This window comes from Olsenella uli (genome assembly GCF_901212675.1).
GTDB classification, from domain to species: domain Bacteria; phylum Actinomycetota; class Coriobacteriia; order Coriobacteriales; family Atopobiaceae; genus Parolsenella; species Parolsenella uli_B.
On the sequence record NZ_CAAKOQ010000038.1, the window covers coordinates 100,877 to 127,823 of the forward strand.

Annotated in this window: 20 protein-coding genes; all 20 read right to left on the reverse strand. The window is 68.1% G+C overall.

What is annotated here, in order from left to right; genetic code table 11:
- Positions 1-376: 376 nt before the first annotated feature.
- The gene (gene rpoD / locus EFAMC1_RS05965; protein ID WP_154053392.1) at positions 377-1,717 is read right to left on the reverse strand and encodes an RNA polymerase sigma factor RpoD; all 1,341 of its coding nucleotides are present in this window, start codon (positions 1,715-1,717) and stop codon (positions 377-379) included.
- Between the two features lie 220 nt (positions 1,718-1,937).
- On the reverse strand, positions 1,938-3,926 hold the full coding sequence (gene dnaG, locus EFAMC1_RS05970; RefSeq protein WP_154053393.1) for a DNA primase: 1,989 nt from the start codon (positions 3,924-3,926) through the stop codon (positions 1,938-1,940).
- Between the two features lie 2 nt (positions 3,927-3,928).
- A complete protein-coding gene (locus EFAMC1_RS05975; protein WP_154053394.1) occupies positions 3,929-5,104 on the reverse strand; it encodes a bifunctional riboflavin kinase/FMN adenylyltransferase in 1,176 nt (391 codons plus the stop codon).
- Complete coding sequence (gene truB, locus EFAMC1_RS05980) at positions 5,101-6,036, reverse strand: tRNA pseudouridine(55) synthase TruB (RefSeq protein WP_154053395.1); 936 nt, start codon at positions 6,034-6,036, stop codon at positions 5,101-5,103. Before truB ends, EFAMC1_RS05975 begins: the two co-directional genes overlap by 4 nt.
- A complete protein-coding gene (locus EFAMC1_RS05985) occupies positions 6,033-7,067 on the reverse strand; it encodes a DHH family phosphoesterase (RefSeq protein ID WP_154053396.1) in 1,035 nt (344 codons plus the stop codon). The genes truB and EFAMC1_RS05985 overlap by 4 nt, the downstream gene beginning before the upstream one ends.
- Positions 7,068-7,074: 7 nt before the next feature.
- The gene (gene rbfA, locus EFAMC1_RS05990) at positions 7,075-7,494 is read right to left on the reverse strand and encodes a 30S ribosome-binding factor RbfA (protein WP_154053397.1); all 420 of its coding nucleotides are present in this window, start codon (positions 7,492-7,494) and stop codon (positions 7,075-7,077) included.
- A 187-nt stretch (positions 7,495-7,681) separates the two neighbouring features.
- Entirely contained in the window at positions 7,682-10,348 is a 2,667-nt protein-coding gene (gene infB, locus EFAMC1_RS05995) for a translation initiation factor IF-2 (RefSeq protein WP_154053398.1), read from the reverse strand.
- A gap of 49 nt (positions 10,349-10,397) precedes the next feature.
- Complete coding sequence (nusA, locus tag EFAMC1_RS06000; RefSeq protein WP_154053399.1) at positions 10,398-11,654, reverse strand: transcription termination factor NusA; 1,257 nt, start codon at positions 11,652-11,654, stop codon at positions 10,398-10,400.
- A gap of 30 nt (positions 11,655-11,684) precedes the next feature.
- Complete coding sequence (rimP, locus tag EFAMC1_RS06005; protein WP_154053400.1) at positions 11,685-12,179, reverse strand: ribosome maturation factor RimP; 495 nt, start codon at positions 12,177-12,179, stop codon at positions 11,685-11,687.
- 276 nt (positions 12,180-12,455) lie between these two features.
- Positions 12,456-12,932: a PASTA domain-containing protein gene (locus EFAMC1_RS06010; RefSeq protein ID WP_154053401.1), complete on the reverse strand. Its 477-nt coding sequence runs from the start codon at positions 12,930-12,932 to the stop codon at positions 12,456-12,458.
- A 106-nt stretch (positions 12,933-13,038) separates the two neighbouring features.
- Positions 13,039-15,606, reverse strand: a complete 2,568-nt coding sequence (gene leuS / locus EFAMC1_RS06015) for a leucine--tRNA ligase (RefSeq protein WP_154053402.1) — start codon at positions 15,604-15,606, stop codon at positions 13,039-13,041.
- Positions 15,607-15,717: 111 nt separating this feature from the next.
- The gene (locus tag EFAMC1_RS06020; protein ID WP_154053403.1) at positions 15,718-17,229 is read right to left on the reverse strand and encodes an IMP dehydrogenase; all 1,512 of its coding nucleotides are present in this window, start codon (positions 17,227-17,229) and stop codon (positions 15,718-15,720) included.
- A gap of 149 nt (positions 17,230-17,378) precedes the next feature.
- Positions 17,379-18,698, reverse strand: coding sequence for a glycosyltransferase family 2 protein (locus EFAMC1_RS06025; RefSeq protein ID WP_154053404.1), 1,320 nt, complete (start codon positions 18,696-18,698; stop codon positions 17,379-17,381).
- A gap of 54 nt (positions 18,699-18,752) precedes the next feature.
- Positions 18,753-19,787 carry an RluA family pseudouridine synthase gene (locus tag EFAMC1_RS06030; protein WP_261981799.1) on the reverse strand — a complete coding sequence of 345 codons (1,035 nt, stop codon included), beginning with the start codon at positions 19,785-19,787 and terminating at the stop codon, positions 18,753-18,755.
- A 135-nt stretch (positions 19,788-19,922) separates the two neighbouring features.
- The gene (locus EFAMC1_RS06035) at positions 19,923-21,035 is read right to left on the reverse strand and encodes a DUF1648 domain-containing protein (protein WP_154053405.1); all 1,113 of its coding nucleotides are present in this window, start codon (positions 21,033-21,035) and stop codon (positions 19,923-19,925) included.
- Between the two features lie 178 nt (positions 21,036-21,213).
- Complete coding sequence (locus EFAMC1_RS06040) at positions 21,214-21,615, reverse strand: GntR family transcriptional regulator (RefSeq protein WP_154053406.1); 402 nt, start codon at positions 21,613-21,615, stop codon at positions 21,214-21,216.
- 791 nt (positions 21,616-22,406) lie between these two features.
- Complete coding sequence (yhbY, locus tag EFAMC1_RS06045) at positions 22,407-22,700, reverse strand: ribosome assembly RNA-binding protein YhbY (protein WP_154053407.1); 294 nt, start codon at positions 22,698-22,700, stop codon at positions 22,407-22,409.
- A 242-nt stretch (positions 22,701-22,942) separates the two neighbouring features.
- Positions 22,943-24,247 (reverse strand): methionine adenosyltransferase, encoded by a 1,305-nt coding sequence (metK, locus tag EFAMC1_RS06050; protein WP_154053408.1) that lies wholly within the window; start codon positions 24,245-24,247, stop codon positions 22,943-22,945.
- Between the two features lie 1,024 nt (positions 24,248-25,271).
- The gene (locus EFAMC1_RS06055; RefSeq protein ID WP_154053409.1) at positions 25,272-26,174 is read right to left on the reverse strand and encodes a bifunctional 5,10-methylenetetrahydrofolate dehydrogenase/5,10-methenyltetrahydrofolate cyclohydrolase; all 903 of its coding nucleotides are present in this window, start codon (positions 26,172-26,174) and stop codon (positions 25,272-25,274) included.
- Between the two features lie 68 nt (positions 26,175-26,242).
- Complete coding sequence (locus EFAMC1_RS06060; protein ID WP_187324580.1) at positions 26,243-26,923, reverse strand: cyclodeaminase/cyclohydrolase family protein; 681 nt, start codon at positions 26,921-26,923, stop codon at positions 26,243-26,245.
- Positions 26,924-26,947: the final 24 nt, after the last annotated feature.

Sequence of the window (26,947 nt, forward strand, 5' to 3'; positions counted from 1 at the left end):
GCACGCATTCTCCGAATGCTGAATTCGCCCCTTCGTCACTGCATATGAGAAGCCGCCTCCCCACCCGCCCACGGGAGCGTAGCAGCTGAGGCGAACGTAGCAGTTTAGGACAAGAGGCATCGCAAAACCCCAGTTGGCCGAGAGGCGCGTGTCCAAAACTGCTACGTTCGCCGAATATGGGGAGGAACGGGGAGTAGCTACCGTCGAGACGCTCGTTGGCGCTGGCATCCGCAACACAAATAACCCGCCGTGGAAAGGAGCGCCTTCCACGGCGGGCTGGGCGTGCGTTCGTGAGACCAGTCTTAAGGACTCGTAGGCAAAGTTAGTCAATATATCCGTCATGCATAGTCATCTAGCTGCGGTTTTGCTGGGAGTTCTACTCCTCCATGTAGTCCTTCAGCTTGCCGGAGCGGCTGGGGTGGCGAAGCTTCGCCAGGGTCTTGCTCTCGATCTGGCGGATGCGCTCGCGCGTGACGCCAAACTCGCGGCCGACCTCCTCGAGGGTACGCGGGTGCCCGTCCTCGAGGCCAAAGCGCAGCTTGATGACCTTGCGCTCACGGTCGGCCAGGCCGTCGAGCACCTGGTCGAGCTGCTCGCGCAGCATGGAGTCGCTGGCGGCCTCGGGGGGCGCCACGGCCTGGGCGTCCTCGATGAAGTCTCCCAGCTGGGAGTCCTCCTCCTCGCCGATCGGCGTCTCGAGGGAGACAGGCTCCTGGCTGATCTTCTGGATCTCGCGCACGCGCTCGGCGCTCATGCCCATCTCCTCGCCAATCTCCTCGGGGGTGGGATCGCGACCAAGGTCCTGCAGCAGCTGGCGCTGCACGCGCACGAGCTTGTTGATCGTCTCGACCATGTGGACAGGAATGCGGATGGTGCGCGCCTGGTCGGCGATGGCGCGCGTGATGGCCTGGCGAATCCACCACGTGGCGTACGTCGAGAACTTGAAGCCCTTGGTGTAGTCGAACTTCTCCACGGCGCGGATGAGGCCGAGGTTGCCCTCCTGGATGAGGTCGAGGAAGAGCATGCCGCGACCCACGTAGCGCTTGGCGATGGAGACGACAAGGCGCAGGTTGGCGCTGATGAGCGCCTGCTTGGCCTCGAGGCCCACCTGCTCGATGCGGTTGAGGCGGCGCAGCTGCACGCGCGAGAGCTCGAGCTCGCCCCGCTCGTGGGCCTCGAGCTTCTCGGCGGCGTCAGTGCCCGCCTCGATCTTCATGGCGAGGTGGACTTCCTCGGCGGCCGTGAGCAGGTCGACCTTGCCGATCTCCTTGAGGTACATGCGAACCGGGTCTCCGGTGAGCATGACCGTGGCGGCGTCCTGACGACGGCGCGCCTTCAGGCTCGAGCCCTTCTTAGAGCGCTTGGGCGCGGCCGGGATGGCCGGGATCTTCTCGACCGGCATGGACTCCGGGTCGTCTTCGCTGTCGATCGAGTCGATGTTAACGTCCGAGTCGTCGTCGGAGTCCGAGTTGGCGTCGTCGATGTCGGAGGACACGTCATTCCCCTCGTCGGACGACACGACGTCGATGCCGCGCGAGCGCAGGGCCCCATAGAGGTCCTCCAGCTCGTCGTCGTCGACGTCAACGTCGCGCAGGGCGAGCTGGATGTCATCCTCGGAGACGCTTCCGGCGGACTTGCCGGAGTCCACCAGCTGGCCGAGGGCCCCCTCGAGTTCGGGAGAGAGCTTCGGCTCGTTCTTAACCTTCTTGCTTGCCACGTAGTTCCTCTCGACGCACTGTCGATGCACAGGTTGTTCTATATTACCCGTTCTGCATCGATTAACCGGCAGATTCCACAAAATGTGGGGGTGGGGGTAAATTGGGCCCCAACGGGGAGGCCCGAGGGGACGGGGACAAATTGAAGCCCAGCAGAGAGACCCGAGGGGAGACGGGTCCAGTCGGGCGAAGAAAGGGCCACGGCGTCCGCAGGGGCCAAGGTCACTCGAGCGGCTGGGCGGCGCGAAGCTCGCGGCGGCGCTTGCGCAGGGTGTCAAGCTCGCGCAGGGCGTCGAGCGAGTCGGCGCCCGAGCCGCTTGCCTGCAGCCTCGCCGTGAGCGTGGCTACGCGCCGGTCGATGGAGCGGATCTCGGCCTCGTTCACGACGAACTCGACATTCTTCTCCGCATCCCACGAGCTTGTGGCCGCGAAGGCGCCCGAGGAGAGGACACGCGGGGCGTCGGGGCAGGCGCGGCTCGCCGCGACCACGGCGTCGGCCGGGCTCGTGCCCTCGGGCGTGGCGAGGATAGCCCACGCAATGGTCTGGTGGCGCGCGTCGGCCCAGGTGAAGGTGGCGATGCGGTCGGCGTAGGGCCTGAAGAGGTCCGGATGGTCGGCGAGCATGGTGAGGAGGTTGCGCTCGGCCGTGAGCTGCGTGCGCTCCTCGGGCGAGAGCGCGGCGAGCGACGCCGGGGCCTCCTGGGCCGGCGCTCCCCCGCCGGACGCGCCCACGGGCCCGGCGCCATAGCCCTCGTCGGCGTAGCCGCCGTCGTAGTCGGGCGGGACGTCGTCATAGGGCGGCATGTCTTCGTGGGGGTCGGCCTCTGAAGACTGCGCCGCCGACTGTGGGGCGCCGCCCCGGCCCCACGCGCGCCCACGGCCGGGGCCGTCGCGAAGCACGGGCTCGCGCTCCTCCTCCACGCGCTCGATCGGCGCGGAGCGGATGCGCTCCTTTACCACGGACGCCTCCGCGCCAAGCCTGCCCGCCACCTGCTGTGCATAGGAGTCCAGCAGGTAGGAGTGCTTGAGCGGTGCGAGCAGCCGCGCGATCTCCTCGAGGGCACGCAGGCGCAGGCCCGGGCTCGAGAGGTCGAAGCCGTCGAGCTTCTTGTCGAGCACGAAGTCGAGCAGGGGACGCGCGCGCCTGAGCTGGTCGGCCATGGCGTCGGCGCCGTGGGCCTTGAGGAACTCGTCGGGGTCCAGGTTGTCGGGCAGCACCACGCACGAGAGCGCCGCCGTGGTGCTCTCGATGTAGCGAAGCGAGGCCTCGGCCGCGTGCTGGCCCGCCGCGTCGCCGTCGAACATGCAAACGATGGTCTTGGCGAAGCGCGAGAGGGTCTTCACGTGGTCGAGCGAGAGCGCCGTGCCAAGTGCCGCCACGGCATTGGTGAAGCCGGCCTCGTGCATGGAGATGACGTCCATGTAGCCCTCGCACACGATGGCGTAGCCCTTGGCGGTGATGCTCTCCTTGGCGTAGTCGAAGGCGAAGAGGTGCTTCGACTTGTGGAACACGCTCGTCTCGCGCGTGTTCAGGTACTTGGGCTTGGCGTCGCCCATGACGCGGCCGCCAAAGCCGATGCAGCGGCCCTGCTCGTCGTGGATGGGGAACATGACGCGGTTGAAGAACTGGTCGCGCAGACGCCCCCCGCGGTTGCTCGCGAGGTCGGCCGCGATGAGCTCGTCGCGCGCAAAGCCGCGCTGCTGGAGCTCGCGGCACAGCGACACCGACGGGTCCGCGTAGCCGAGGTGCCAGCGGGCGCAGATGCCCGAGTTGAACCCGCGCGAGGCGAAGTAGCGGCGCGCCTCGTCGGCCCCGGCGCCGCGCCCGCGCATGAGGCGCAGCGAGAAGGCCTCCTGGGCCGCCTCGAGCGCGTCGATGACGCGGGTGCGCTTGGGCCCGTGCCGCTCGGCGGGCCCGCCCTCGTCGATGTCGATGTGGGCACGCTCGGCGAGGTAGCGCACGGCGTCGAGGAAGTCGAGCCCCTCGCGCCTCATGACGTAGTCGAAGACGTCGCCGCCGGCATGGCAGCCGAAGCAGTGCCAGAGGCCCGTCGACGGCGTGACGTGGAAGCTCGGGCTCTTCTCGTGGTGGAAGGGGCAGCAGCCCCAGAAGTCGTTGCTGCCACGCGGGCGCAGCACCACCGTCTCGCTCACGAGCGCCACGATGTCGGTCGCCTGGCGGACGCGCTCCTTGTCCTCGTCGCTGATCACGGCTACGCGTCCCGGGAGACGGATGCGGCACCCTGCGCGGCGGCGTCGGGGGCGGCGGCCTCGCCCAGCGAGACCTCGCCCGCGCCCAGGTAGCGGCGGACCCACTCGATGTTGCCGAGCACCGTGCGCTCGAGCTCCTCGAGCGAGGCGAACTTCCTCGGCTCGCGGAGCCACGCGACGAAGCAGACCGTGGCCGGCCGGTCGTAGAGGTTGCCCGAGAAGCCCACGAGCGTGGCCTCCATGAAGGCGGCGCCCTGCTCGCCGCAGAAGGTCCTGGGCTTGCCCACGTTCACGGCCGTGGGCCAGGCATGGCCGTCGACGAGCGCCACGGCAGCGTAGACGCCCTCGGCGGGCAGGCAGGCCTCGGTCGCGCACTCGACGTTGGCCGTGGGGAAGCCGAAGGCCGTGCCCTCTCCCCTGCCGTGGACGACAGTGCCCGAGACCGCGTGATAGCGGCAGAGCAGCCGGGCCGCGCCCTCGACGTCTCCCGAGCGCACGAGGTCGCGCACGCGCGTGGCGCTCACGGTCTCGCCGAGCGAGCGGACGAGGTCGTGCGGCCGCACCGCCATGCCGATGCGCGCGCCCACCTCGGCAAGTGCCGCGACGTCGCCCGCGCCGCCCCTGCCCATGCGAAAGTCGCTACCCACGTGCACCGAGGAGGGATGCGCCACGGGCACGAGCACGGAGGCCATGAAGTCCGCGTGCGAGGTGGCCGCGAGGGCGGGCGTGAACGGGACGACAAGCACCCCGTCGAGGCCGAGTGCGAGCAGCAGGCGGGCCCTGTCGGCAATGGACAGGAGCTGCGACGTGGGACGGGGGCCCGTGAGCACGTCGGCCGGGTCCGGGTCGAAGGTGACGGCGAGGGCGGGCACGCCGGCCTCGCGGGCCTCGGCGACGGTGGCCTCCACGAGGGCGCGGTGCCCCGCGTGCACGCCGTCGAACGCGCCGAGCGCGCAGACCGAGGAGGAGAGCGATGCCCCCTCGTCACCCTGCCAGAGCGCGTGGGCGCAGGCCTCGCCCCTGGCATAGAGTCGGATGCCCCGCACGCAGGCGATGGGCTCGGGCAGCTTGGGCAGAAGCGCGGGCTCCCGCTCGAGCATCCCCGCGAGCTCGGCCGCGGCGAGCGGACGCTCCCACGCGGGCCCGAGGGGCTGGATGTCTCGATTGTGTGAGGTCATGAGCGCACCCCCGTGACTCCTCCCGGAAAGTTTGTGGAACAGGCGAGCTGCTCTCCCTGGCGCCGCCAGATGCCGAGCAGCCGCCCGTCTCGCACGAGGCAGGCGGCCTGGCCCTCGGCGAGCGTGGAGGCAAGCGGGCCCACGGGGACCCTCCGGCCGCAGGCGACGTCGGCCGCCTCGCCCTCGGAGAGCGGGCGCACGGCAAGCCCGAGCGCGCGCACCGGGTCGAGCGCGCGCTCGACCACACGGGGGCCCAGCTCCTCGAGCCCCCCGAGCGAGACGCAGTCGGAGACCGAGACCAGGCCCGAGCTCGTGCGGCGAAGCGCCTCGAGGTGCGCGGCCGAGCCCACCGCGCGGCCCAGGTCGCGCGCGATGGAGCGGATGTAGCAGCCCTTGGAGACGTCGAACGAGCAGAGCCACGCGGGACGCCCACCCACCTCCTGCACGGCGAGGAGCCGCGCGTCGTGGATGGTCACGGGACGGGCCGGTAGCTCGAACTTCTCGCCGGCGCGGGCCCGGGCGTAGGAGCGCACGCCACCCACCGAGATGGCCGAGTACGCGGGCGGAACCTGCATGGCGTCACCCACGAGCGCCGCCACGGCCTCGCCGGCACGCCCGGCGTCCGTCACCCAGACGGGCGCGGGAGCCTCGCGCGTGACGGTGCCCTCGGCGTCGTCGGTGTCGGTCTCGCTGCCGAGGGCCACGAGGCCCACGTAGCCCTTGCGCTCGGCCGTGAGCAGGCCCATGAGGCGAGTGCCCTGGCCGATGCCCACCACGAGCACGCCAGAGGCGGCCGGGTCGAGCGTACCGGCATGCCCCACCCGACGCTCCCCCACCGCACGCCTCACGCGCGAGACCACGTCGTGCGAGGTCATGCCCACGGGCTTGTCGACGGCGATGAGCGCGTTGATGCCGCTCGTGCCCCGCCTCATCCCGCCGTCCCCACGTCGGAGGAGGCGAGCACGGCCTGGAGCTGGGGCAGAACCGTGGCCAGCGTGGCATCGATACCCGTGGTGGACGTGAAGCCGGCCGCCGCCTTGTGGCCGCCGCCACCAAGCGACCGGGCCACGCCGGAGATGTCGTGCTCGCCCTTCGAGCGCAGGTTGCCGCGGACCGAGCCGTCCGGCAGCTCCTTCAGGAAGAGCGCCACCTCAGTGCCCTCGACGCTGCGTACGACGTCGATGAGGCCGTCACACTCGTCGGGCAGGGCCCCGGTGCGCTCGAGGTCCGCCGCCGTGGCGTAGGAGTAGGAGATGCGACCGTGGTCGAAGGTGACGATGCGGCCCATGACCAGGCTCTCAAGGTGCAGGTAGGCGAGGCGGAAGCTCTGGTAGACGTTGAGCGAGATCATCGACGGCGAGGCGCCGGCGTCGACGAGCATGCTCGCGCACTCGAAGGCCTCGGAGTCGGCGTTCTGGTACTGGAATCGGCCCGTGTCCGTGACGATGGCGCAGAACAGGCAGTTGGCGATGTCCGGCGTGATGTGCGCGCCCAAAAAGAGGCCGAACTCGGCCACGATGACGCCGGAGGCCGCCGCGTCCGGGCGCACGAGGAAGACGTCGCCGAAGGGTGCGTTGGAGGGGTGGTGGTCCATCACGGCCACGTGGCGCGAGCGCTCGAGCACCACCCGGGCGTTGTTGAGCCGGGGCGTCACCGAGAGGTCGACCACGATGAAGAGGTCGGGGTCGCCCTCGTACTCGCTCGCGCGCACGAACGAGTCCGCGCCCGGCAGGAAGCGGTAGAGCCTCGGCACCACGTCGTCGTCGGCCAGGAGGTTGGTGACCCGCTTGCCCTCCCAGTGCTGCCGGATCAGCTGGCCCAGGGCAAGGCCCGACCCCAAGGCGTCGCCGTCTGGGTTGGTGTGGGCGCATATGACGATGCTCTCGGCCTCGTCGATGAGGCCGCTGATGCGCCCGAAGGACTCTCTCTGCTCTGCGAAGACCTGCTCGTCGCCCGCGTTCATGACTCCCTCACGCCTCGTTCGTGTCGGACGCGGCCACCTCGGGCGCGTCCTCGACCGGGTACCCGTTCTCGTCCTTCTCCACGTCGATGGTGGGCGGGCGCTGCTCGAGCGCGCGCGCGATGCGCTCCGCCTCGTCGGTGGAGGTGTCGATGGAGAATGCCAGCTCGGGCGTGACGCGCCAGCCCAGCGCGTGGCCCAGAAGCGAGCGGATGCGGCCCTTGGCGCGACCGAGCGCCGCCATGACGTCGTCGTAGCGCTCGGGGGCGCACGAGACGTAGGCCCGCATGAACGTGCGGTCGACCGAGACGTCGACCCCCGTGACCGTCACGAGATCGAGCTCGGGGTCGGAGACCTCGAACAGAAGGATGCTCGCGAGCTTCTCGCGGGCAATCTGGCCCGAGCGCCTCGACGCGGCGTTTTGCTTCATGCTCTCACCTGCCTATGGGAGGCGGCCCCGAGGGGCCGCCAGACCTGAAACCTTGCGTGGGGACATCGTCGCACCCTTACCGGACAAGAATACGCACCCGTTTGCACGGAGCGCCCGGCGGGGGCGCGGGCCTTGGGGCGCGGCGATACCCCAGCCGAAGCCGGCGCCGCACCCCCGCCCGCACGACCTACTCGGTGCGGGCGACCTCCACCATCTTGTACCCCTCGATGACATCGCCGGGGTGGATGTCCTGGAAGTTCTCGAGGCCGATGCCGCACTCGAAGCCCGCCTTGACGCTCTTGACGTCATCCTTGTAGCGACGAATCGAGGCGATCTTGCCCTCGAAGACCACGATGCCGTCGCGCACGAGGCGCACGGAGTCGTCGCGGCCGATCTCGCCCTCGGTGACCATGCAGCCCGCGGCGATGCCGACCTTGGGCACCTTGAAGGTGTCGCGGACCTCGGCGTTGCCGGTCGAGACCTCCTTCTCGGTGGGCTTGAGCATGCCGATGCGGGCCGCGTCGATGTCCTCGATGGCCTTGTAGATGACGCTGTAGGTGCGGATCTCGACGCCCTCGCGCTCGGCCGCCGAGCGAGCCTTGGCATCCGGGCGCACGCCGAAGCCGATGATGATGGCGTTGGAGGCGTCGGCCAGGGTGACGTCGGTCTCGGTGATGGCGCCCACCGCGGAGTGAATCGTGTTGATGCGCACCTCGGACTGGTCCATCTTGTCGAGCGAGTCCTGCAGGGCCTCGATCGAGCCCTGGACGTCGGCCTTGATCACGAGGTTGAGCTCCTTGACATCGGCGTCCTCCATCGTGGAGAAGAGCGTCTCGAGCGTGACGTGCTTGACGCGGTTCTGCTCCTCGATGCGGGCCTTGAGGGCGCGCTCGTCGGCGAGGTTGCGCGCGTCGCGCTCGTCGGTGAAGACGCGGAACTCGTCGCCGGCGGCCGGCACGCTCTGCAGGCCCAGAATCTCGACCGGGTCGGAGGGCTTGGCCTCCTTGACCGGGCGGCCCTTGGGGTCGAGCATGGCGCGCACGCGGCCGTAGGCGAGGCCCGCCACCACGGCGTCGCCGATGTGCAGGGTGCCGCGCGTCACGAGGACGGTGGCCACCGAGCCGCGCCCGCGGTCGAGCTTGGCCTCGAGGACGTTGCCGGAGGCGAACGTGTTGGGGTTGGCCTTGAGCTCGAGGACGTCGGCCTGGAGCAGGACGGTCTCGAGCAGGTCGTCGATGCCGATCTTCTTCTTGGCCGAGATGTCCACGAACATCGTCTGGCCGCCCCACTCCTCAGGCACCAGACCGTACTCGGTGAGCTCCTGGCGCACGCGGTCGGGGTTGGCGCCCGGCTTGTCGATCTTGTTGACCGCCACGATGATGGGCACGTTGGCCGCGTTGGCGTGGTGGATGGACTCGACCGTTTGGGGCATGACGCCATCGTCGGCGGCGACGATGAGGATGACGATGTCGGTCACCTTGGCGCCGCGGGCGCGCATGGCCGTGAAGGTCTCGTGGCCAGGCGTGTCGATGAACGTGATCTTGCGACCATTGATGACCACCTCGGAGGCGCCGATGGCCTGCGTGATGCCGCCGGCCTCGCCCTCAGCCACGCCGGTGTGGCGGATGGCGTCGAGCAGGCTCGTCTTGCCGTGGGCGACGTGGCCCATGACGGTGACCACGGGCGGGCGCGGCAGGAGGTCCTTGGGGTCGTCGTAGAAGGGGAAGGAGTTCTCCTCCTCCTTGCTCATGACCTTGACCTCGCGGCCCAGGTCGTCGGCGACGAGCTCGATGAGGTCGTCGGACATGCTCTGGGTGAGCGTGAGGGGGTTGCCGAGCAGGAAGAGGCGCTTGACGATGTCGGACGCGGGCACGTTGAGGAGCTCGGCGAGCTCGGCCACCGTGGAGCCTGTGGGGACCTTGACCATGCCGATCTCGGCCACGTTCTGGTCGTTGGCGATGGCCTCCTCGATCGCCTGCTCCTTGGCAGCCTCCGCCTGCTGCTTCTGGCGGCGCTCCTTGCGCTTCTTGCGGCGGCCCTGGCTCTCGCGCTGGGCCTCGTCCACGCTCGCACGCGCCTCCTCGAGGACGCGCTCGCGGTTGTACTCCTCGGCGGCCTTGGCCATGCGGCTGTAGCGGTCCTCGCCCTCCTCGCCGTGGTGGGCGCGATGCTTGCCGCGGGAGGCCTTCTGGGCCTTCTCAGGGCTCGCGGGGCCGGCCGGGGCGCTCTCGGCGGCAGGCGCCGCATCCTGGCGCGAGCGCTGGCCGCGCGCGCCGCCCGAGCGCTCGGGGCGCTGCTGGCCGGAGCGCTGGCGGCGGTTGCCCTCGCCCTTGGCCTCGGCCTTCTTGGCGGCGGCCTCCTCGCGCTGGGCCTTCAGGATCTTCTCCTGCTGGGCGATCTGGTCGAGCAGGCTCGTCATGGAGGGGATGGACTTGGGCGCGTTGTCGCGCACGCGGTTCCGCTCCTCTTCCTCCTTGCGCTTGCGCTCGGCCTCGGCGCGCTCTGCCTCGGCCTTCTTGCGCGCGGCCTCCTGTGCGGCGCGCTCGGCGGCCTCCTTGGCGCGCTCGGCCTCGCGACGCCTCTCGGCCTCGATGCGCTCTTGCTCGGCCTTTGCCTTGGCCTCCGCCTCGGCCTTGGCCTTTGCCTCCTCCTCGGCCTTCTTCTGGGCCTCGATCTCGGCGGCGCGGGCCTCGAGAATGGGGGCCATCTTCTTGCGGACGAGCGAGACGTAGACGTCCTCGAGGGTGCTCGAGGCAGACTTGGCCGGAATCTTCATGTCGGCAAGGTGGCCGAGCATCTCCTTGCTCGTCATGCCGAACTCCTTGGCAAGGTCATGTACGCGGGTCTTTGCCATGTGTCACCTTTCCGTGCGGGCGTGGATGGGGCGGGTCGTGCCCGCAGGACTAGATAAGCGAGTCGGGGTCGCTCGAGACCTCGGCGGAATCGACGAGGGCCATCTTCTCGTGGACGCCGCAGAACTTGGAGCCGGGTCGGGCCATGTTGCGGCAGCGCACACCCGAGGGGCTCACGTACTCGCAGCGGTGGCCCTCCTCGTCGATGAGGTCCTCCGGCTCCTCGGCGGCAGGCGCGCTCATCTTGGAGAGGACGCCGGCGGCGAGGCTCTCGTTCTTGATGTCGATGTGCATGCCCGTGAGGCGCGCGGCGAGACGGGCGTTCTGGCCCTCCTTGCCGATGGCGAGAGAGAGCTGGTCGTCCGGCACGATGACCGTGGCGTAGTTGTTCTCCTCGTCCACGAGCACGCGCGAGACCTTGGCCGGCGAGAGGGCGTTGGCCACGCAGCGGGCCGGGTCGTCGCTCCAGAGCACCACGTCGACGCGCTCGCCGCGGAGCTCGCCCACGACGGTGCGCACGCGGCTGCCCTTGGGGCCCACGCAGGCGCCCACGGGGTCGAGATGGTCGTCGAGCGAGGAGACGGCCACCTTGGAGCGGGCGCCGGCCTCGCGGGCGATGGAGCGGACCTCGACCACGCCGTCGTAGATCTCGGGGACCTCGAGCTCGAAGAGACGACGAATGAGGTCGGGATGGGTGCGGCTGATCACGATCGAGGGGCGCGAGTGCTCGCCACGGATGGGCTGCACGTTGGCGTTGGGGTCGCGCACGTCGATGATGATGGCCTTGATGCGCTGGTTGTGGCTGTAGCGCTCGCCGGCTGGGCGCTCGTTGCGCTCGTCGGGGAAGCGGTGCTGGTCGAAGTGCGGAAGCTCGGCCTCGACGCCCTCGCGGATCTTCACGATGGTGAAGTCGGGCGTGGACTGCAGCACGGTGCCGGTGATGATGTCGCCGATGCGCTGCGAGAACTCCTGGTAGATCTGCTCGCGCGCGGCGTTGCGCACGATGGCGTTAATCTCGGCCTTGGCGTGCTGGGCGGCGATGCGGCTCGTGTCCTTGGGCGTGACGTCGATCTCGTTGAACTGGGTGTAGTTGCCCTCCTCGTCCATCGAGTCGTCGACGGGCTCGAGGCGGTAGACGTAGATCTTGCCCGTGGTGCGGTCAATGGTGACCTTGGCGCCCCAGGGCAGGTGCAGGACGTCGGCGTAGCTCTTGGCGAGGGACTGCTCGAGGCGGTCGAGCAGGTACAGCTCGTCGATGTGCTTCTCCTGGCAGAGCAGCATGAGCGCTTCCATCATCTCGGATGCCATGTGGTGGTTCCCCTTTCTCGGGAGTCGTGGTTACTTGGAGGACTTCTTCGTGGCGGCCGAGAAGTCTGGCTTGATGGTGCAGCGGCGCACCTGGTCGAGCGGGATGAGGACCTCGCCCTCGTCAGTCGAGAGGGCGACCGAGCCCTCGCGCATGCCCTCGAGCGTGCCCGTGAAGCGGCGCCTGCCCTCGGTTGCCGTGGTGGTAAGGCTCACCTGCTGGCCGGCGAAGCGCTCGAAGTCGCGCGCGCGGCGAAGCGGCCGGTCGAGGCCCGGCGAGCTCACCTCGAGCGTGAAGGAGCCAGGGAACGGGTCGAGCTCGTCGATGGCCTCGGAGACCCAGCCGGTCTGCGCCGCGACGTCGTCGAGCGAGATGGTGCCGCGCGCCTCGTCGGCCCAGTCGATGCGGACCCGAACCGTGGGGGCCTTCGTGGCACCGACCACCTCGACGTCGACCACGTCGACGCCGTGCGCCCCTGCCGCGGTCTCAAGCGCGGCGAGGATGCCGGCGGCCCTGTCCTGCGCCATGGCGCCTCCTTCCTCGGGCCCGCGAGCGCGCGGTGCCCCTACAGACAAAGAGAAGCGGGGCGAAAACTCCACCCCACTTCCCTTCGATACAACCTCAAATCCTGGTGAGTGTAGTAAACAACCTGCTCACGCGTCAAGTGCGACGTTTCCGCCGGCCCGCGTGCGCCCATCTCACCCATATCTCCACAATTCGGTGCAGGTGGGGGTGCAGGTGGGGACGTGTTCGTTCTGCACGCCCCGGGGTGTGCAGAACGAACACGTCCCCACCTGCACCACTCACTTCGCGACGTCGAGGGTGACGGTGGAGCCGGCGTCGGCGCGGGTGCCGGCACCGGGGTGCGCGGCCACGACCATGCCCTCGGGCTGCGCGGTGGAGTCGATCTCATTGGTCTCAGCCTCGAACCCGGCCGACTCAACCTCCTTGACCGCGCGCTCGCTTCTCCAGCCCACCACGTCGGGTACGGTCTTTCCGCCGATGAACTCCATCTGGTACGCGATCACGTACACGATGCCCACGAAGGCCGCAACGATGGCGAAGCCGATGACGAGCCGCGCGACCCGCTTGGCCGTGAACGACCGGTCGCGCCGGCCGCGGCCCACGCCCGAGAGGCCCTCGACGCTCGCCCGCGAAGCCGCGGCCATGCGCGCGCCGTTCCTGTGGCCCACGTCGGGCGAGAGGTTGGCGCCGCACGACGGGCACCTGGCCGGCAGGAGACCCTCCCCGAGGTCCTTGCCGCACTTGGGACACTTCATCGACTCCCCCTTCCGCAGCCGCTCTCGTGCGAGGGCACGCGAGGCCCACGCCGCGCCGTCCGCGCACGAGAGCAGGGTGCCGCATGGGCACCGCCGCTCGTATGGGCTAGTTGGCCACCACGTTCACAAGCTTACCCGGCACGACGATGACCTTGCGCACCGTCTTGCCCTCGAGAAGCGAGCTCACGGCCTCGAGCGCCGCGGCCTGCATCTCGTCTTTGCTGGCGTCGGCCGCCACCGTGGCGTGGCCGCGCACCTTGCCCATGACCTGCACGGCGATCTCGACCGTGTCGGCCACGGCGAGGCTCGCGTCGAACTCGGGCCACGGCTCGTCGTAGACCGAGCCCTCGCGGCCAAGCGCCGCGTGGAAGAGCTCCTCGGCCCAGTGCGGGCAGATGGGCGCGAGCATGGCCACCATGTCGTGGGCCACGCGCGCGGCGAGCGCGGCGTCGCGGTCCTCGGCGCTCACGTCGGCCACCCAGGCGCCGGCCGCGTTGGCAAGCTCCATCACCGCGGAGATGGCGGTGTTGAACTGCTGGCGGTCGAAGTCGGCCGTGCAGCGCGCCCCCAGGCGATGCAGCTCACGCCAGAGTGCGGAGGCCTTCTCGTCCAGCCTGCCGGTGTCGACCGAGCCGGCGGCGTCGGCGCCAGGCGTGCCCGCGAGCTCCCACACGAGCCTCCAGGCGCGCTTGAGGAAGCGGTTGCAGCCGGCCACGGCGTTGGGGTCCCAGTCGAAGTCCTTCTCGGGCGGGGCGATGAACAGGATCGTGAGGCGCATCGTGTCGGCGCCGTAGGGCTCGATGACGCTCTTGGGCGGCACCACGTTGCCCTTGGACTTGCTCATGACGTCGCCGTGCTCGTCTTTCACCATGCCCTGGCAGAGCAGGTTGGTGAAGGGCTCATCGCAGTCGATGAGGCCCAGGTCGCGCAGGACCTTGGTCCAGAAGCGGCTGTAGAGGAGGTGCAGGATCGCGTGCTCGATGCCGCCGATGTAGTTGTCGACCGGCATCCAGCGGTCGGTCGCCTCCCTGGAGAAGGGCAGCTTGTCGTTGTGCGGGTCACAGTAGCGGATGTAGTACCAGCTCGAGCACGTGAACGTGTCCATCGTGTCGGTCTCGCGGCGGGCGGGGCGGCCGCAGACAGGGCAGGTGGTCTCGTAGAAGTCCTTGCAGCTCGCGAGCGTCTCGCCGGCGCCGAGGTCGAGGTTCTCGGGAAGCGTCACCGGCAGCTGGTCCTCGGGGACGGGCACGTAGCCGCAGTGGTCGCAGTGGACCATCGGGATGGGGTTGCCCCAGTAGCGCTGGCGCGAGATAAGCCAGTCGCGCAGGCGGAAGTTCACCTTGCGGCGGCCGGTGCCGGCAGCCTCGAGGTCGGCCACGACGGCGCTCTCGCCCTCTGAGTGCTTGCCGCCCGTGAGCCCGGTGTACTTGCCGCTCTGAACGAGCGTGCCCTCGGCGGCCATGGCACCGTCCCAGCTGACGGTCGTGAAGCGCTTGTCGCGCTCGTCCCTGAGCTCGGGATAGAGCGGGTCGTCCTTGGTGAGGATGATGGGCACGATGGGCAGGTCGTACTTGCGGGCGAACTCGAAGTCGCGCTGGTCGCCGCAGGGCACGGCCATGACGGCGCCGGTGCCGTAGTCGGAGATGACGTAGTCGGCCACCCACACGGGCACCTTGTCGCCGTTGATGGGATTCACCACGTAGCGGCCCGTGAAGGCGCCGTGCTTCTCGAGGTCACCCTGGGCGCGCTCGACGGCCGAGACCTTCTCGGCATCGTCGACGACCTTCTTGACCGCGGCCTCGTACTCGGTGCCGGCCACGAGGTCCATGAGGCCCTTGTACTCGGGCGCGAGCAGGAAGAACGTGCAGCCGAAGAGCGTGTCGGCACGCGTGGTGAAGACGGTGATCTTGCCTTCGTCGCCGGGGATGGGCTCGCCGTCCCTGTCGCAAAGGATGAAGTCCACCTCGGCGCCCTCGGAGCGGCCGATCCAGTTGGCCTGCATCTGCTTCACGCGCTCGGGCCAGCCGGGCAGCTTGTCGAGGTCGTCGAGCAGCTCCTGGGCGTAGTCGGTGATCTTGAGGTACCACTGGTCGAGGTCGCGCTTCTCGACGAGCGAGTCGCAGCGCCAGCAGCGGCCCTCGGTAACCTGCTCGTTGGCGAGCACGGTCTTGCACTTCGGGCACCAGTTGACCGGGTTCTTCTTGCGGTAGACGAGCCCGCGCTCGTACATCTTCTCGAAGATCCACTGGCCCCACTTGTAGTACTCGGGATCGCAGGTGCGCACGAGACGGTCATAGTCGTACGAGAAGCCCATGCGCCGCATCGTGGCGAGCGCGTTGTCCATATTCTCGTAGGTCCACTTCTTGGCCTGCGTATGGTGCTTGATGGCCGCGTTCTCGGCGGGCAGGCCAAAGGCGTCGAAGCCCATGGGATGCAGCACATCGAAGCCCCTCATGCGCGCCTGGCGCGCCATCGCGTCGCCGATGGTGTAGTTGCGCGCGTGGCCCATGTGCAGGTCGCCCGAGGGATACGGGAACATCTCGAGCACGTACTTCTTGGGCTTGGTGGGGTCGGTGTCGGTCTTGTAGGTCTGGTTCTCCTCCCAGACGCGCTGCCACTTGGTCTCGATGGCCTCGGCGTCGTAGGCGGGGAAGTCCTTGGTGGGTGCGGGCATGCTTGCTCCTTCACAGACGTCGCACCCGCCAGGGCAGGTGCGACGCGGCATTGCGGTTGTTACGTGCGGGCGCGTCGGTGCAGGTATTGCCACCGGCACGGGCGCGGGGGCCTAGCGGTAGCTCACGGACTGGTTGTGGTCCTTGAGGACGACGTCGTGCGCGCCGCCCTCGACGATGGACGTGGAGGACACGAGGGTTAGTCGCGCCTTCTCCTGTAGCTCCTTGATCGTCTTGGCGCCGCAGTTGCACATCGTGGACTTGACCTTGTAGAGCGTGGACTCAACGCCATCCTTGAGCGCGCCCGCGTAGGGCACGTAGGAGTCGACGCCCTCCTCGAAGCTGAGCTTGGCGGCGCCGCCCAGGTCGTAGCGCTGCCAGTTGCGGGCGCGCGCCGAGCCCTCGCCCCAGTACTCCTTCATGTACTGGCCGTTCACGTTCACGCGCTGCGTGGGGCTCTCGTCGAAGCGGGCGAAGTAGCGGCCGAGCATCATGAAGTCGGCGCCCATGGCGAGGGCGAGCGTCATGTGGTAGTCGTACACGATGCCGCCGTCGGAGCACACGGGCACGTAGACGCCGGTCTGCTCGAAGTACTCGTCGCGTGCACGGCACACGTCGATGAGCGCCGTGGCCTGGCCGCGGCCGATGCCCTTGGTCTCGCGCGTGATGCAGATCGAGCCGCCGCCGATGCCCACCTTCACGAAGTCGGCGCCGCAGTCGGCGAGGTAGCGGAAGCCCTCGGCGTCCACCACGTTGCCGGCACCCACGATGACGTCGTTTCCGTAGTGCTCGCGGATCCAGTCGATGGTGAGCTTCTGCCACTCGGAGAAGCCCTCCGAGGAGTCGATGCAGAGGGCGTCGGCGCCGGCCTCGAGCAGCATCGGCACGCGCGTGGCGTAGTCGCGCGTGTTGATACCCGCGCCCACCATGTAGCGCTTGTTGGCGTCGAGCAGCTCGTCGGGGTTGGACTTGTGCGAGTCGTAGTCCTTTCGAAACACGATGCCCACGAGCGTGTCGTCGGCCTTGACAATCGGCAGCGCGTTGAGCTTGTGCTCCCAGATGATGTCGTTGGCGACCTTGAGCGTGGTGTCCTCGGAAGCCACGACGAGCTTCTCGCGCGGCGTCATGAACGTGGCGACCTTGGCCTGGTGGTCGTCGCGGCTGGGGCGGTAGTCGCGGCTCGTCACGATGCCGAGGAGCCTGCCGTGCGGGGTGCCGTCGTCGGTCACGGGCATGGTGGAGTGGCCGGTCTTGGCCTTGAGGTCCATGACCTGCTCCATAGTCATGTCCGGGGTGAGCGTGGAGTCGCTCTCGACCACGCCGGCCTTGTAGTCCTTGACCCAGCGGACCATGTCGGCCTCGGACTCGGCGGTCTGCGAGCCGAAGATGAAGCTCATGCCGCCCTCGGTGGCAAGCGCCACGCCCATGCGCGGGCCGGAGACCGACTGCATGATGGAGGAGACCATGGGGATGTTGAGGGTGATCCTGGGCTCTTCGCCCTTGCGGTAGCGCGTGAGCGGCGTCTTGAGCGACACGTTGGCAGGTATGTTCTCGTGGGATGAATAGCCAGGAACTAGCAGGTACTCGGAGAAGGTGTGCGACTCGCCCTCGAAGAACGTTGCCATGTGGTAGCCCCTTCCGGCTGCATGCGCGGCCACTAGCTGGACATAATTGGTCGGTATTGTAGCGCAACGCGACCTCGGTGCCGCGCCGCCTCGGCCAGGGCCACGGGCGGGCCCGCGTCCGCCGCACGCGGGAGCGGCGTGGCCGGCGCCTACTTCGCGGACTCGGCGGCGTCGGTGGGCTCGGCCTCGATGTCTTCCATTGAGACCGACACCGTGTGCTTGGTGGGCACCCACTCCACCTTCTTGAAGAGCGCCGCCACCGTGATGGGGATGTAGGTCATCATGAAGAGCGGGAACGTGAATATGTTGGCGATGACGCGCCAGCGGCGGCTCTTGCGCACGCGGATGTGGCTGCGCTCGGAGACCGTCGTGATGATGGCGAGGATGAGGAACGTCACGTACATGGAGCCGAACGTCATTACGAGCGAGCCCACGCACATGGCGAGCTCGTTGGACGTGGCGAGGTAGCCGCTGCTCATGCCGCCGATGATGAGGTAGGTGGCGTTCACGAAGGCCGAGAGCAGCGTGAGGAGCATGCCCGGCGCGATGGTCATGAGCATGTCGTAGGAGGCGAAGCGCTTCTTGCCCATGCCGTGGAAGAGGTCGCCCACGTAGGAGAAGAACACCTCGTAGAAGCCCTTGGTCCAGCGCATGCGCTGCGTCCAGGAGGCCGCGAAGGTGATGGGCTGCTCGTCAAAGAACTCGGCCGGCGCGTACGCGATCTGGATGCCGTTGGCCGCGCAGAAGGTCGAGAACTGGATGTCCTCGGTGAGCGTGTGGAAGTCCCAACCGTGCATGCCCTGGATGACGCGCGAGCTCACCATCCAGCCCGAGCCCGAGATGGCACAGCTCGTGCCGAGGAGCATGCGCGAGTTGTTGAGGAACTTGGCCTCGCGCAAAAACCACAGCGCATAGGCCGAGCTGATCCAGCTGGAGTCGAAGTTCTTGGAGTTGCGGTAGCTCGTGGAGACGAGATAGCCCGCGTCGAAGACCTTGTTCATCTCGGTCACGTAGGTGGGACTCAGGAGGTTGTCGGCGTCGAAGACGAAGAAGGCCTCGTACTTGCCCGGGTACTCGTCGAGCACGCGGTCGAAGCCGTAGTCGAGCACCCAGCTCTTGCCCTTGCGCGCGAGGTCGTTGCGCTCGTAGACGATGGCCCCGGCGCGGCGGGCCTCCTCGGCGGTGTTGTCCGTGCAGGCGTCGGCCACCACGAAGGTGTCGATGAGCTCCGCAGGGTAGTCCTGCTCCTTGATGGAGCGCACGAGGTTGGCTATGACGCTCTCCTCGTTGTGCGCCGCGATGAAGAAGGCGTAGCGGTGGTTGCGCCTGGCCTTGGGAAGGCGGACCGAGCCGCGTCGCCACGTCACGAAGATGTAGACGAACTGGTAGAAGTACGCGAACGTGAAGAACGCCCACACGATGAGGTTGAAGATGACGATGGGCGTGAGGCCCAGGCGGTTGAGTTGCACGGAAGACCCTTCCACGTGCGGTCATGTCGAGGCGGCGGGGCCAGGGGCGACGCCTTAGGCCGCTGGCTCGCCGAGCAGCCGGGGCACGATCTCGTCGCCCGCCCGCGTGCGGCCCATGGAGCGGCCATCCAGCGATTCTAGCGCAGCCGCGAGGTCGTCCGGCAGCGTGTCGCAAAGCTCTATGGTCTCTCCCGAGACGGGGTGGGCGAAGCTCACGCGCCACGAGTGGAGGAACTGCCGCGTAAGACCCAGGTTCTGGGCGAGGTCTCCCCTGCCGTAGAGGGGGTCGCCGATGCACTGGTGGTTGATGTGGCGCATGTGCACGCGGATCTGGTGGGTGCGGCCCGTGTAGAGGTGGCATTCCAGCAGCGTGTAGCCCTCGTCGCGCCGGCCCGCCTCGAAGCGCTCGAGGACGCGGAAGGTGGTGATGGCCTCGCGCGCACCCGGGTCGTCCGAGACGGCCATGCGAATGCGGTCGCGCGTGGAGCGGGCAATGCCGGTGTCGATGGTGCCCGAATCGGCCGCGACGTAGCCCCAGACCAGTGTGACGTAGCGGCGGTCGAGCGTGCGCAGGCGGATGAGGTCCTGGAGCGCCCTCTGCGTGGCGTCGTCCTTGGCCGCGAGCATGAGGCCCGAGGTGTCCATGTCGAGCCGGTGCACAATGCCAGGCCGGTCGTCTCCCTGGAGGCGCCCCAGGTGCTCGGGGCCGCAGTGGGCCACGAGGGCGTTGGCGAGCGTGTCGTCGACGTGGCCGGGGCTGGGGTGGCACACGAGCCCCGCCTGCTTGGAGAGGATGATGAGGTGCTCGTCCTCGAAGCGAATGTCGAGCGGGATGTAGGGGTTGGGGGCGAGCGTGGGGTCTGAGGTGGCGGGGTCGGGCTCGTCGACGAGGGCGCGAACGCGGTCGCCGAGCAGCACCCTCTCGGACTTGGAGGTGGCCAGCGTCTCGTTTATGGTGACCTGGCCCGCCTCGACGAGCTTGGCGCAGGCCGACCGTGACGGCATGCCGGCGCCGGAGGCGAGGAAGGCGTCGAGGCGCATGTCCTCGGACTCCGGTCCGACGAGCAGGTTGACGATGCGTTGGGACACGGGGGCTCCTCGACGTTCTGTATCGGGCAACGCGCCGGAATGCGCCGGCGCGCCAAAAGACCATAGCACGCGCGGGTTGGGACGCGCCACGGCGGGGCTTCCGCGTCCACGGACTGACGCGCGGCAGACCGGGAATCAGATTGCCGCGACGGCAGCGCAGAACAGGACGGTCACGCCCACCAGCACCGCAAGCGCAAGCCAGCCGCGCCAGTTGCCCAGGTTGAGCGTCCATCCAACACCAAAGCGCCTTGGCACCACGACGCTCGGGTCGCCCGGATTCACGTAGATGACACCGGCCTTCCAATGGGCGTCATCGTCGGACGTGGCGGAGTCTGGCGCAGCCGACTCCTCGACGTCCGCGCCAAGCCGGGAGCCAGCCTGCCCATAGCGAAGCGCGACCATAATCGACGCCGCCAGGGCAGCAAGGGTCACCGCCAGTAGCACGGCAACCGCGGAGGTCAGGCTGACGATCCCGGCATCTGCGAGCGTGATCGTCGCCATGCCCGCCGTAAGGCCGAGGCCCGTGCCAAGCAGCACGATGGTCTGTCCCTGGGCGAACATGCCGTAGCCCAGCGCCGTTGCGATCGGCGAGGCCGACGCACCAGGCCGTTTGCTCTGGGCGATGGCGATGTGGCACGCCACGAGGACCCCCGACATGAAGAGCTGCATGATGACGGGAAGGCCCGCCGACCACGGCGTCTTGCCAGCAAAGCTGGTGGCCTGCCCGTCAAAGCCCACCTGCATGACGAGGCGCTCGGGCATCGCGGGATAGAGCTCCACCGTAAGGACGATAGTTGCGAGGATGATGGGGACATAGAGCAGGTTCCACCGAAGCGAGATGGGGCCGGGAGCCTCCGGCGGCAGCTTGACAGACATGGTGCGGGACCCCGTGAGGCTCCAGCCCTCGCAGCGTTTGAGGGAAAGAACGCGAGACCGGCACGCGAGCATGCCAAAGAAGCCGGCGATCGGCAGAAGCAGCGAGACTGCGACGAAGATCGCGACGTTCTCGATGTTGAGCAGCGCAATGACGACAAGGATGAAGGTCAGGGCGACCATGGTAAGCGCGTAGCGGCGGCGCAGTCCCAGCAGCCGTGGGTCACGCAGGGCAGCGGCGGGCAGCGTCACGGCAAAGACTTCGCCCCTTGGCATGAGCCAGGGTGTCGCGGCCGTGAGCAGTCCCGGGGCAAGCACGCAGACGAGCAGCGTGATGCGCACGCCAAAAGTCATGGCCTCTGGAGAATCGAACATGGCAACCCCTTTCTAAGGGCTACGTTCTAGTCCTGGCAAGCGGGACTTATGACACGCGGTGACGGGTTCCGCAATGGCCGCAGCCTCGCGAGCGTCCCGATGCACATGCAACCGCGGCCTCATGAGCGCCCCGATGCGCTTGCAACCGAGGCCTCGCGAGCGCCCCGATATGGATGCGTCAGGAGGAAGTCACGCGCCTGGAAGAAGCGGATGCCGCGCGACTCGCGGCAGCAAGGAACTCCTCGCCAGTGCCGCCACTCGCGAAGAACTCGGTGGCAAGACGAGCAAGCCTACGTTCCAGCTCAGCCTCCCCCAGTCCCGTCGAGGGCTCGGACGCCACATCGGCCACGAAGGCCCCGCGCCTGCCGAGTAGAATTACAAAGCCCTCGTCGCGAAGCGTCGCATAGGACCTGTTGACCGTATGCAGGTTGATGCCCAGGTCCTGCGCCAGCGAGCGAACGCTTGGCAACGCGTCACCGGGTCGAATGTCTCCCGCAGCGATCGCGGCGACAACCTGCCTGCGAATCTGCTCGTACAGCGGCTCTTCGCTGAGCTTGTCGACGGTTATCACAAGCGCCATGTCCAGCCCCTCCCCACATATTTGGTCCTCGTCATGCAAAATGACCGGAAGGTACAGAATACGGCAATCACTACATTATACTGTTATAGTACAAGTAGTACAATGAGTTTACAGTCTTTGGGAATAGAGCCGCCATCACAGCGTACTCGTTGAAAGCCTGAGCCCGGAATGCGGCCAAACAGGGCGGAGACGTCGAATTGACACGAGACTATTCAACGGGCACCCCGCCTACGTAACTTCCCGTGGCCACTCCGGCGGACGCGCCATTGGAAAGCCATGCACGGGGCCTGGATTGACGGCAAACGAGTAGGCAGCACGTCTATTTTGCCTTGTCTGTCCATTTGATATCCACGTTACGGCGCCAGTGCGCTTCGCACGGTCATTCATGATTAAGACGATGGTCACGGCACTACGATAGTTGGCTTTTTCTCGCCGGAATACGCGGTAGAATCCGCCCAAGCATCCGGTTTTACGCCGGGCGGTTTATCAACCAAAGCCAAGGCAAGCAGATCCGGCGCAATAACAGACGAATTATCAGGGCTTATGTAAAGAGTTTCCCGTCACAAGGACGTCGCCTCGGCCTCGATGATTGACCGAGGTGCCAACTATCGTGTGTTCGTGACCACAGATGCAAAAACGAACGCCGTGCCATACCGCTCATGCCGCAAAAAAGAGCCTTCGAACAAAGACCCCCCACCCCTCGGACTGATCCCTAGTCCAAGGCGCTGAGGCGGGCAAAGAGACGATTCAGGCCCACGGCCATGTTTGGAAGAGCGAATAGTCACCCCATACTAGAGAACGTGCTCGACGTCCTCTTTGTGGCTCAGGCGATACAGGGAAAACTTGTGCCCGATGACCTGCACCACCTCGGCCTTGACCGCAGCCGCGAGCATGTTGGCGGCCTCGCGAGTGGAGAGCGTGCTGCCGTTCTGAACTCCACACTTGATGAGCTCGTGGTTCTCGAGCGCCGTATCCGCCTGGCTGATGACAGCATCCGTGATGTCAGCCTTGCCAACGGAGACAATGGGGTCGAGATGGTGAGCCTTCGAGCGCAGCGCGCGAACCTGGGCGCCTGTAAGAGCCATGTATCCTACTTTCCTCAGGATGAACGGTTGGAAATTCTACCATGGCGCGAGGAGGGGGTGTCCCCGGCATCGACCTCCCCTCCATCGCCTCCGCGCACTCGGATCCGCCAGGCCGTGGCATTTCTCTCTTGTTGCCACATTTCTCTCTTATTGCCATTGATGTGGGGCACAAAAGGGCGGGCCGCCCGAAAGCGGCCCGCCAGAATGTGACAAATCATCCGGAAGGAAATGTGACAGGCGAACTAGCGGGTGAGGTCGGCGACGGCCTCGCGGAGCTCGGTCGTGCGGTTCGTGGCCTCCCAGGTGAAGTCGGGGTCGTTCCTGCCGAAGTGGCCGTATGCGGCCGTCTTCTCGAAGATCGGGCGGCGCAGGTCGAGGTCACGGATGATCGCGCCCGGACGCAGGTCAAAGACGCGCTCGGCGGCGCGCTCGATCACGCGGTCGCTCACGCTGCCCGTGCCCTTTGTGTCCACGAGGATGCTGAGCGGGTGCGACACGCCGATGGCGTAGGCCAGCTGCACCTCGCACTTGTGGGCGAGACCCGCGGCCACGATGTTCTTGGCAACCCAGCGCGCGGCGTAGGCGGCCGAGCGGTCGACCTTGGTGCAGTCCTTGCCCGAGAACGCGCCGCCGCCGTGGCGACCCATCCCGCCGTAGGTGTCGACGATGATCTTGCGGCCGGTGAGGCCCGTGTCGCCCATGGGCCCACCCACCACGAAACGGCCGGTGGGGTTCACGTAGATCTCGGCGCCGCGCCACTCGATGCCCACCTCATCGAGCACCGGCGCGATAACGTGCTCGGCGACGTCGCGCTTGATGATGCCTATGTCCTTGACCTCGGGCGCGTGCTGCGTGGAGACCACGATGGCCGAGACCGCGACGGGCCTGCCACCCTCGTAACGCACGGTCACCTGCGTCTTGCCGTCCGGGCGCAGGTAGGGAAGCTCGCCGGACTTGCGCACGTCGGCGAGGCGCTTGGCCAGGCTCTGCGCCAGGTAGATGGGCATCGGCATGAGCACGTCGGTCTCGTCGGAGGCGTAGCCGAACATCATGCCCTGGTCGCCCGCGCCGATGAGGTCGAGCGGGTCGACGGTCTTGCCGGCCTGGGCGTCGTAGGACTCGTCCACGCCCTGGGCGATGTCGGGGCTCTGCTCGTGAATCATGTTGATGACGCCACAGGTGTCGCAGTCAAAGCCGTACTTGGCGCGGTCATAGCCGATGCGGCACAGGGTCTCGCGGGCGATGTGCTGCACGTCCACGTAGGCCTGCGTGCGAATCTCGCCGGCGATGACGACGGTGCCGGTGGTCACGAACGTCTCGCACGCGCATCGCACGTTGTCGACGTTGGCGGGCTGGCCGTTGGGCGCGATGTAGCCGTCGGCCTGTAGGCGCGCCTCCTTCTCGAGGATCGCGTCGAGCACGGCATCCGAGATCTGGTCGCAGATCTTGTCGGGGTGCCCCTCGGTCACCGACTCGGAGGTGAAGTAGTAGCTGCCGCTCTCGGGCACGTCGCCCGCGGCCGTCACGTTGGTTGCCTTGTCTGCCATCCTGAGCTCCTTCCCGGCGAGGGTCTCGCCGGACGTGGGCCGCGCCCGCACGTGCGCGTCCCGGCTCTGCAGGCGGGCAGGCCTCCCCGCGCCCGGGCAGATGGGCGCGGCGGGCGCATGCCCACCCGGGAACGAAAAACGTCCCCTCCGAAAAGGGGACGTCGATGACAGCCAAGCCTGGTCACTGCTCCCCCGTCTTCCGACCACGCTCTTGCGCGGCCGCCGAGACTTGGCACCCTGCCCGGCGGCGTGCGCCGCGAGGTGGGTTGCCGGAGCGTCACAGGGCTCGGTCCCTCGGCTCTTTGCGCAGGCAGACGGGGTTGTTGGTGCCGATCTTGGAACCCCTTGGACAGGTGTGGCCGCCCTCCGCATGCGCCTCTTGACGAGCGTCCTCGTAAGGACACGGTCAGTGTATTCCCCAATCGATAATGTGTAAACCTGTTTTCTTCGCCACCAGGCTGCGCACCCGCGCGGGGCCTGGCGATGCGGGGTGCGGTCTCACGGCCCCTCGTCGGCGACGACTCGCCCGCCAACGCCCTCGGCCGCTAACCCGTCGCTTACCCCGCGGACGCCGCTTACCCGCATCCGCCGCTAGCCCGCATCCGCCGCAAGCCCGCACGCACCGCTGTCCACAGCCGCGGCCTGTCCAATCGGCCTCAGCCAGAGGCCCATCCAATCGAACGTGCGGAAAACCGAGTTCCAGACGCCACAACAGCCACTATTTCTCGGTTTTCCGCACGTTCGCTTTGCAAACCCAGCAGTCCCTGCGGCCAACTGGACCCTCGCATCCGACAAGACAACCTCACGGCCTCCGTCTCGCATGCGGCAGTCAACCGGCCTTCCGGCACCCGATAACCGCCGCACACGCAACTAACTAAGCCGCCCCAACGCGTAGGCCCCCTGGGGTCAGCACGTCGGCCAAATTGGTACAACATTCTGACCCTCAGGGGCCCAACGCAATAAGGAGGCTCATCCGGACGACATCCGCGCGATCAGACGACGCCGCCAACCGGACAGGCCGAAACTAACGGGCCGCGGCCTGCGCACGCTCGGCGGCGGCGACCACGTGCTCGGCGAGGACCGAGGTCGTGACCGAGCCGACGCCCCGCGGCACCGGGGTTACGGCGGCGGCCACCTGCGAGACAGCCGTGCAGTCGACGTCGCCCGTGATACTACCGTTGCCGTCGTCGTTCGTGCCCACGTCGACGACCACCGCGCCCAGCGACACCATGTCGGCCGTGACGGCGTGCGCCCGGCCCATGCAGCTCACGAGCACCTCGGCGCGGCGCGTCTCGGCCGTAAGGTCGCGCGTCCTGGAGTGGCACACGGTCACCGTGGCGTTGCATGCAAGCAGCAGCTGCGCCACAGGGCGGCCAACCACGAGGCTCCGGCCCAGGACCGTGACGCGCGCGCCCGCAAGCGGCACCTGGTAGTGCTCGAGCAGGCGCACGACCGCCTCGGCCGTGCAGGGCGCGAACCCCTCGCCCGTGCCGGAGAAGGTCGCGGCGAGCGAGCCCGTCGTCATGCCGTCGACGTCCTTGGCAGCCGGCACGCAGGCGATGGCCGTGGCCTCGTCGAGCCCGGGCGGCAGCGGCCGCATCATGAGGATGCCGTGCACGGCGGGGTTGTCGGCCAGCTCGCGCAGCGTGCGCTCGAGCTCCGCCTGCGAGACGTCCGAGGCAAGCGCCGAGGTCTGGACCTCGCAGCCAACCTTGGCCATCCTCGAGCGCGCACCACGCTCGTAGGCAAGCTCGCCGGCACCCTCGCCCACGCGCACGATCGCGAGCCTCGGCGTCACGCCAGCATCCGCGAGCCTCTCGACGCGCGGGGCCAGGGCCCCGCAGATGGCCTTGGCCACCGGTGCGCCCCTGAGCTCGCGGGGCTCACGGCCGGCACAATCGGCGCCCGCGCTCTTCTCGTTCTCCATGGTCACTTCTCCCCCGCGCCCCGGACCGGCGCAGAGCATCTGCCCTGGCGCGGCTTGTCGTCATATCGTCACAGGTAGCGGCGCTTGGCCGTCACGTACACCTCGCGCGAGCGCACCTCGGCGAGGCCCGCGAGCGAGTCGGCGCGGTCCCGGAGCTCCTTGGCGCGGGACTGGTCGCCCATCATGCGGGCGTTGGCATGCACCGTGAGCGCGGCGCCGTCGGCCGCGGTGCGTGCCAGGCTCGCGGCCACGCCCACGTCGACCACGGCGATCTTGCTGCCACGCTCGGCCAGCGCGCCGAGGGCCCCAAGCGCCGAGAGCGAGAGGCTCAGGACCTCGAGCGGCGCGTCGCAGGCGCCGAGCAGCGCGTCGTCGAGCGCGCGGGCGCGGGCGGCGGCCTCCTCCGGCGTGGAGCGCGGCAGCTTGAGCGCCGCTGTCACCGGCACGAAGCCCTCGGCGTCGGCGTTGGAGAGCTCGAGCATGCGGCGGCGCAGCTCCTCGCAGCTCCTGAGCGCCTCGCGGGCGCCCTCGTCAAAGTCGGCGCAGGCGCGCTTGCCCACCGTGAGACCGGCCACCATGCAGCCAAGCGCGCAGGCGAGCGACCCCGCGAGCGCCGACACGCCGCCGCCACCCGGCACCGGCGCCGTCGAGGCGACCGCGTCGAGGTATCCCTCGAGAGTGTCGTCCGTGACGCGAGCCGGGGCGACAGGCTCCGCGGCCTCGCCCGACTCCAGCTTCTCTGTGCTCATCCAACCACCCCGTCTTTGGCCGGC

Excerpts from the sequence above, each read along its gene's own strand:
- EFAMC1_RS05975 (WP_154053394.1), bottom strand. The coding sequence starts at position 5,104 with ATGACCTCACACAATCGAGACATCCAGCCCCTCGGGCCCGCGTGGGAG.
- truB (WP_154053395.1), bottom strand. The coding sequence starts at position 6,036 with ATGAGGCGGGGCACGAGCGGCATCAACGCGCTCATCGCCGTCGACAAG.
- EFAMC1_RS05985 (WP_154053396.1), bottom strand. The coding sequence starts at position 7,067 with ATGAACGCGGGCGACGAGCAGGTCTTCGCAGAGCAGAGAGAGTCCTTC.
- rbfA (WP_154053397.1), bottom strand. The coding sequence starts at position 7,494 with ATGAAGCAAAACGCCGCGTCGAGGCGCTCGGGCCAGATTGCCCGCGAG.
- infB (WP_154053398.1), bottom strand. The coding sequence starts at position 10,348 with ATGGCAAAGACCCGCGTACATGACCTTGCCAAGGAGTTCGGCATGACG.
- nusA (WP_154053399.1), bottom strand. The coding sequence starts at position 11,654 with ATGGCATCCGAGATGATGGAAGCGCTCATGCTGCTCTGCCAGGAGAAG.
- rimP (WP_154053400.1), bottom strand. The coding sequence starts at position 12,179 with ATGGCGCAGGACAGGGCCGCCGGCATCCTCGCCGCGCTTGAGACCGCG.
- EFAMC1_RS06010 (WP_154053401.1), bottom strand. The coding sequence starts at position 12,932 with ATGAAGTGTCCCAAGTGCGGCAAGGACCTCGGGGAGGGTCTCCTGCCG.
- leuS (WP_154053402.1), bottom strand. The coding sequence starts at position 15,606 with ATGCCCGCACCCACCAAGGACTTCCCCGCCTACGACGCCGAGGCCATC.
- EFAMC1_RS06020 (WP_154053403.1), bottom strand. The coding sequence starts at position 17,229 with ATGGCAACGTTCTTCGAGGGCGAGTCGCACACCTTCTCCGAGTACCTG.
- EFAMC1_RS06035 (WP_154053405.1), bottom strand. The coding sequence starts at position 21,035 with ATGTTCGATTCTCCAGAGGCCATGACTTTTGGCGTGCGCATCACGCTG.
- EFAMC1_RS06040 (WP_154053406.1), bottom strand. The coding sequence starts at position 21,615 with ATGGCGCTTGTGATAACCGTCGACAAGCTCAGCGAAGAGCCGCTGTAC.
- yhbY (WP_154053407.1), bottom strand. The coding sequence starts at position 22,700 with ATGGCTCTTACAGGCGCCCAGGTTCGCGCGCTGCGCTCGAAGGCTCAC.
- metK (WP_154053408.1), bottom strand. The coding sequence starts at position 24,247 with ATGGCAGACAAGGCAACCAACGTGACGGCCGCGGGCGACGTGCCCGAG.
- EFAMC1_RS06055 (WP_154053409.1), bottom strand. The coding sequence starts at position 26,174 with ATGGAGAACGAGAAGAGCGCGGGCGCCGATTGTGCCGGCCGTGAGCCC.
- EFAMC1_RS06060 (WP_187324580.1), bottom strand. The coding sequence starts at position 26,923 with ATGAGCACAGAGAAGCTGGAGTCGGGCGAGGCCGCGGAGCCTGTCGCC.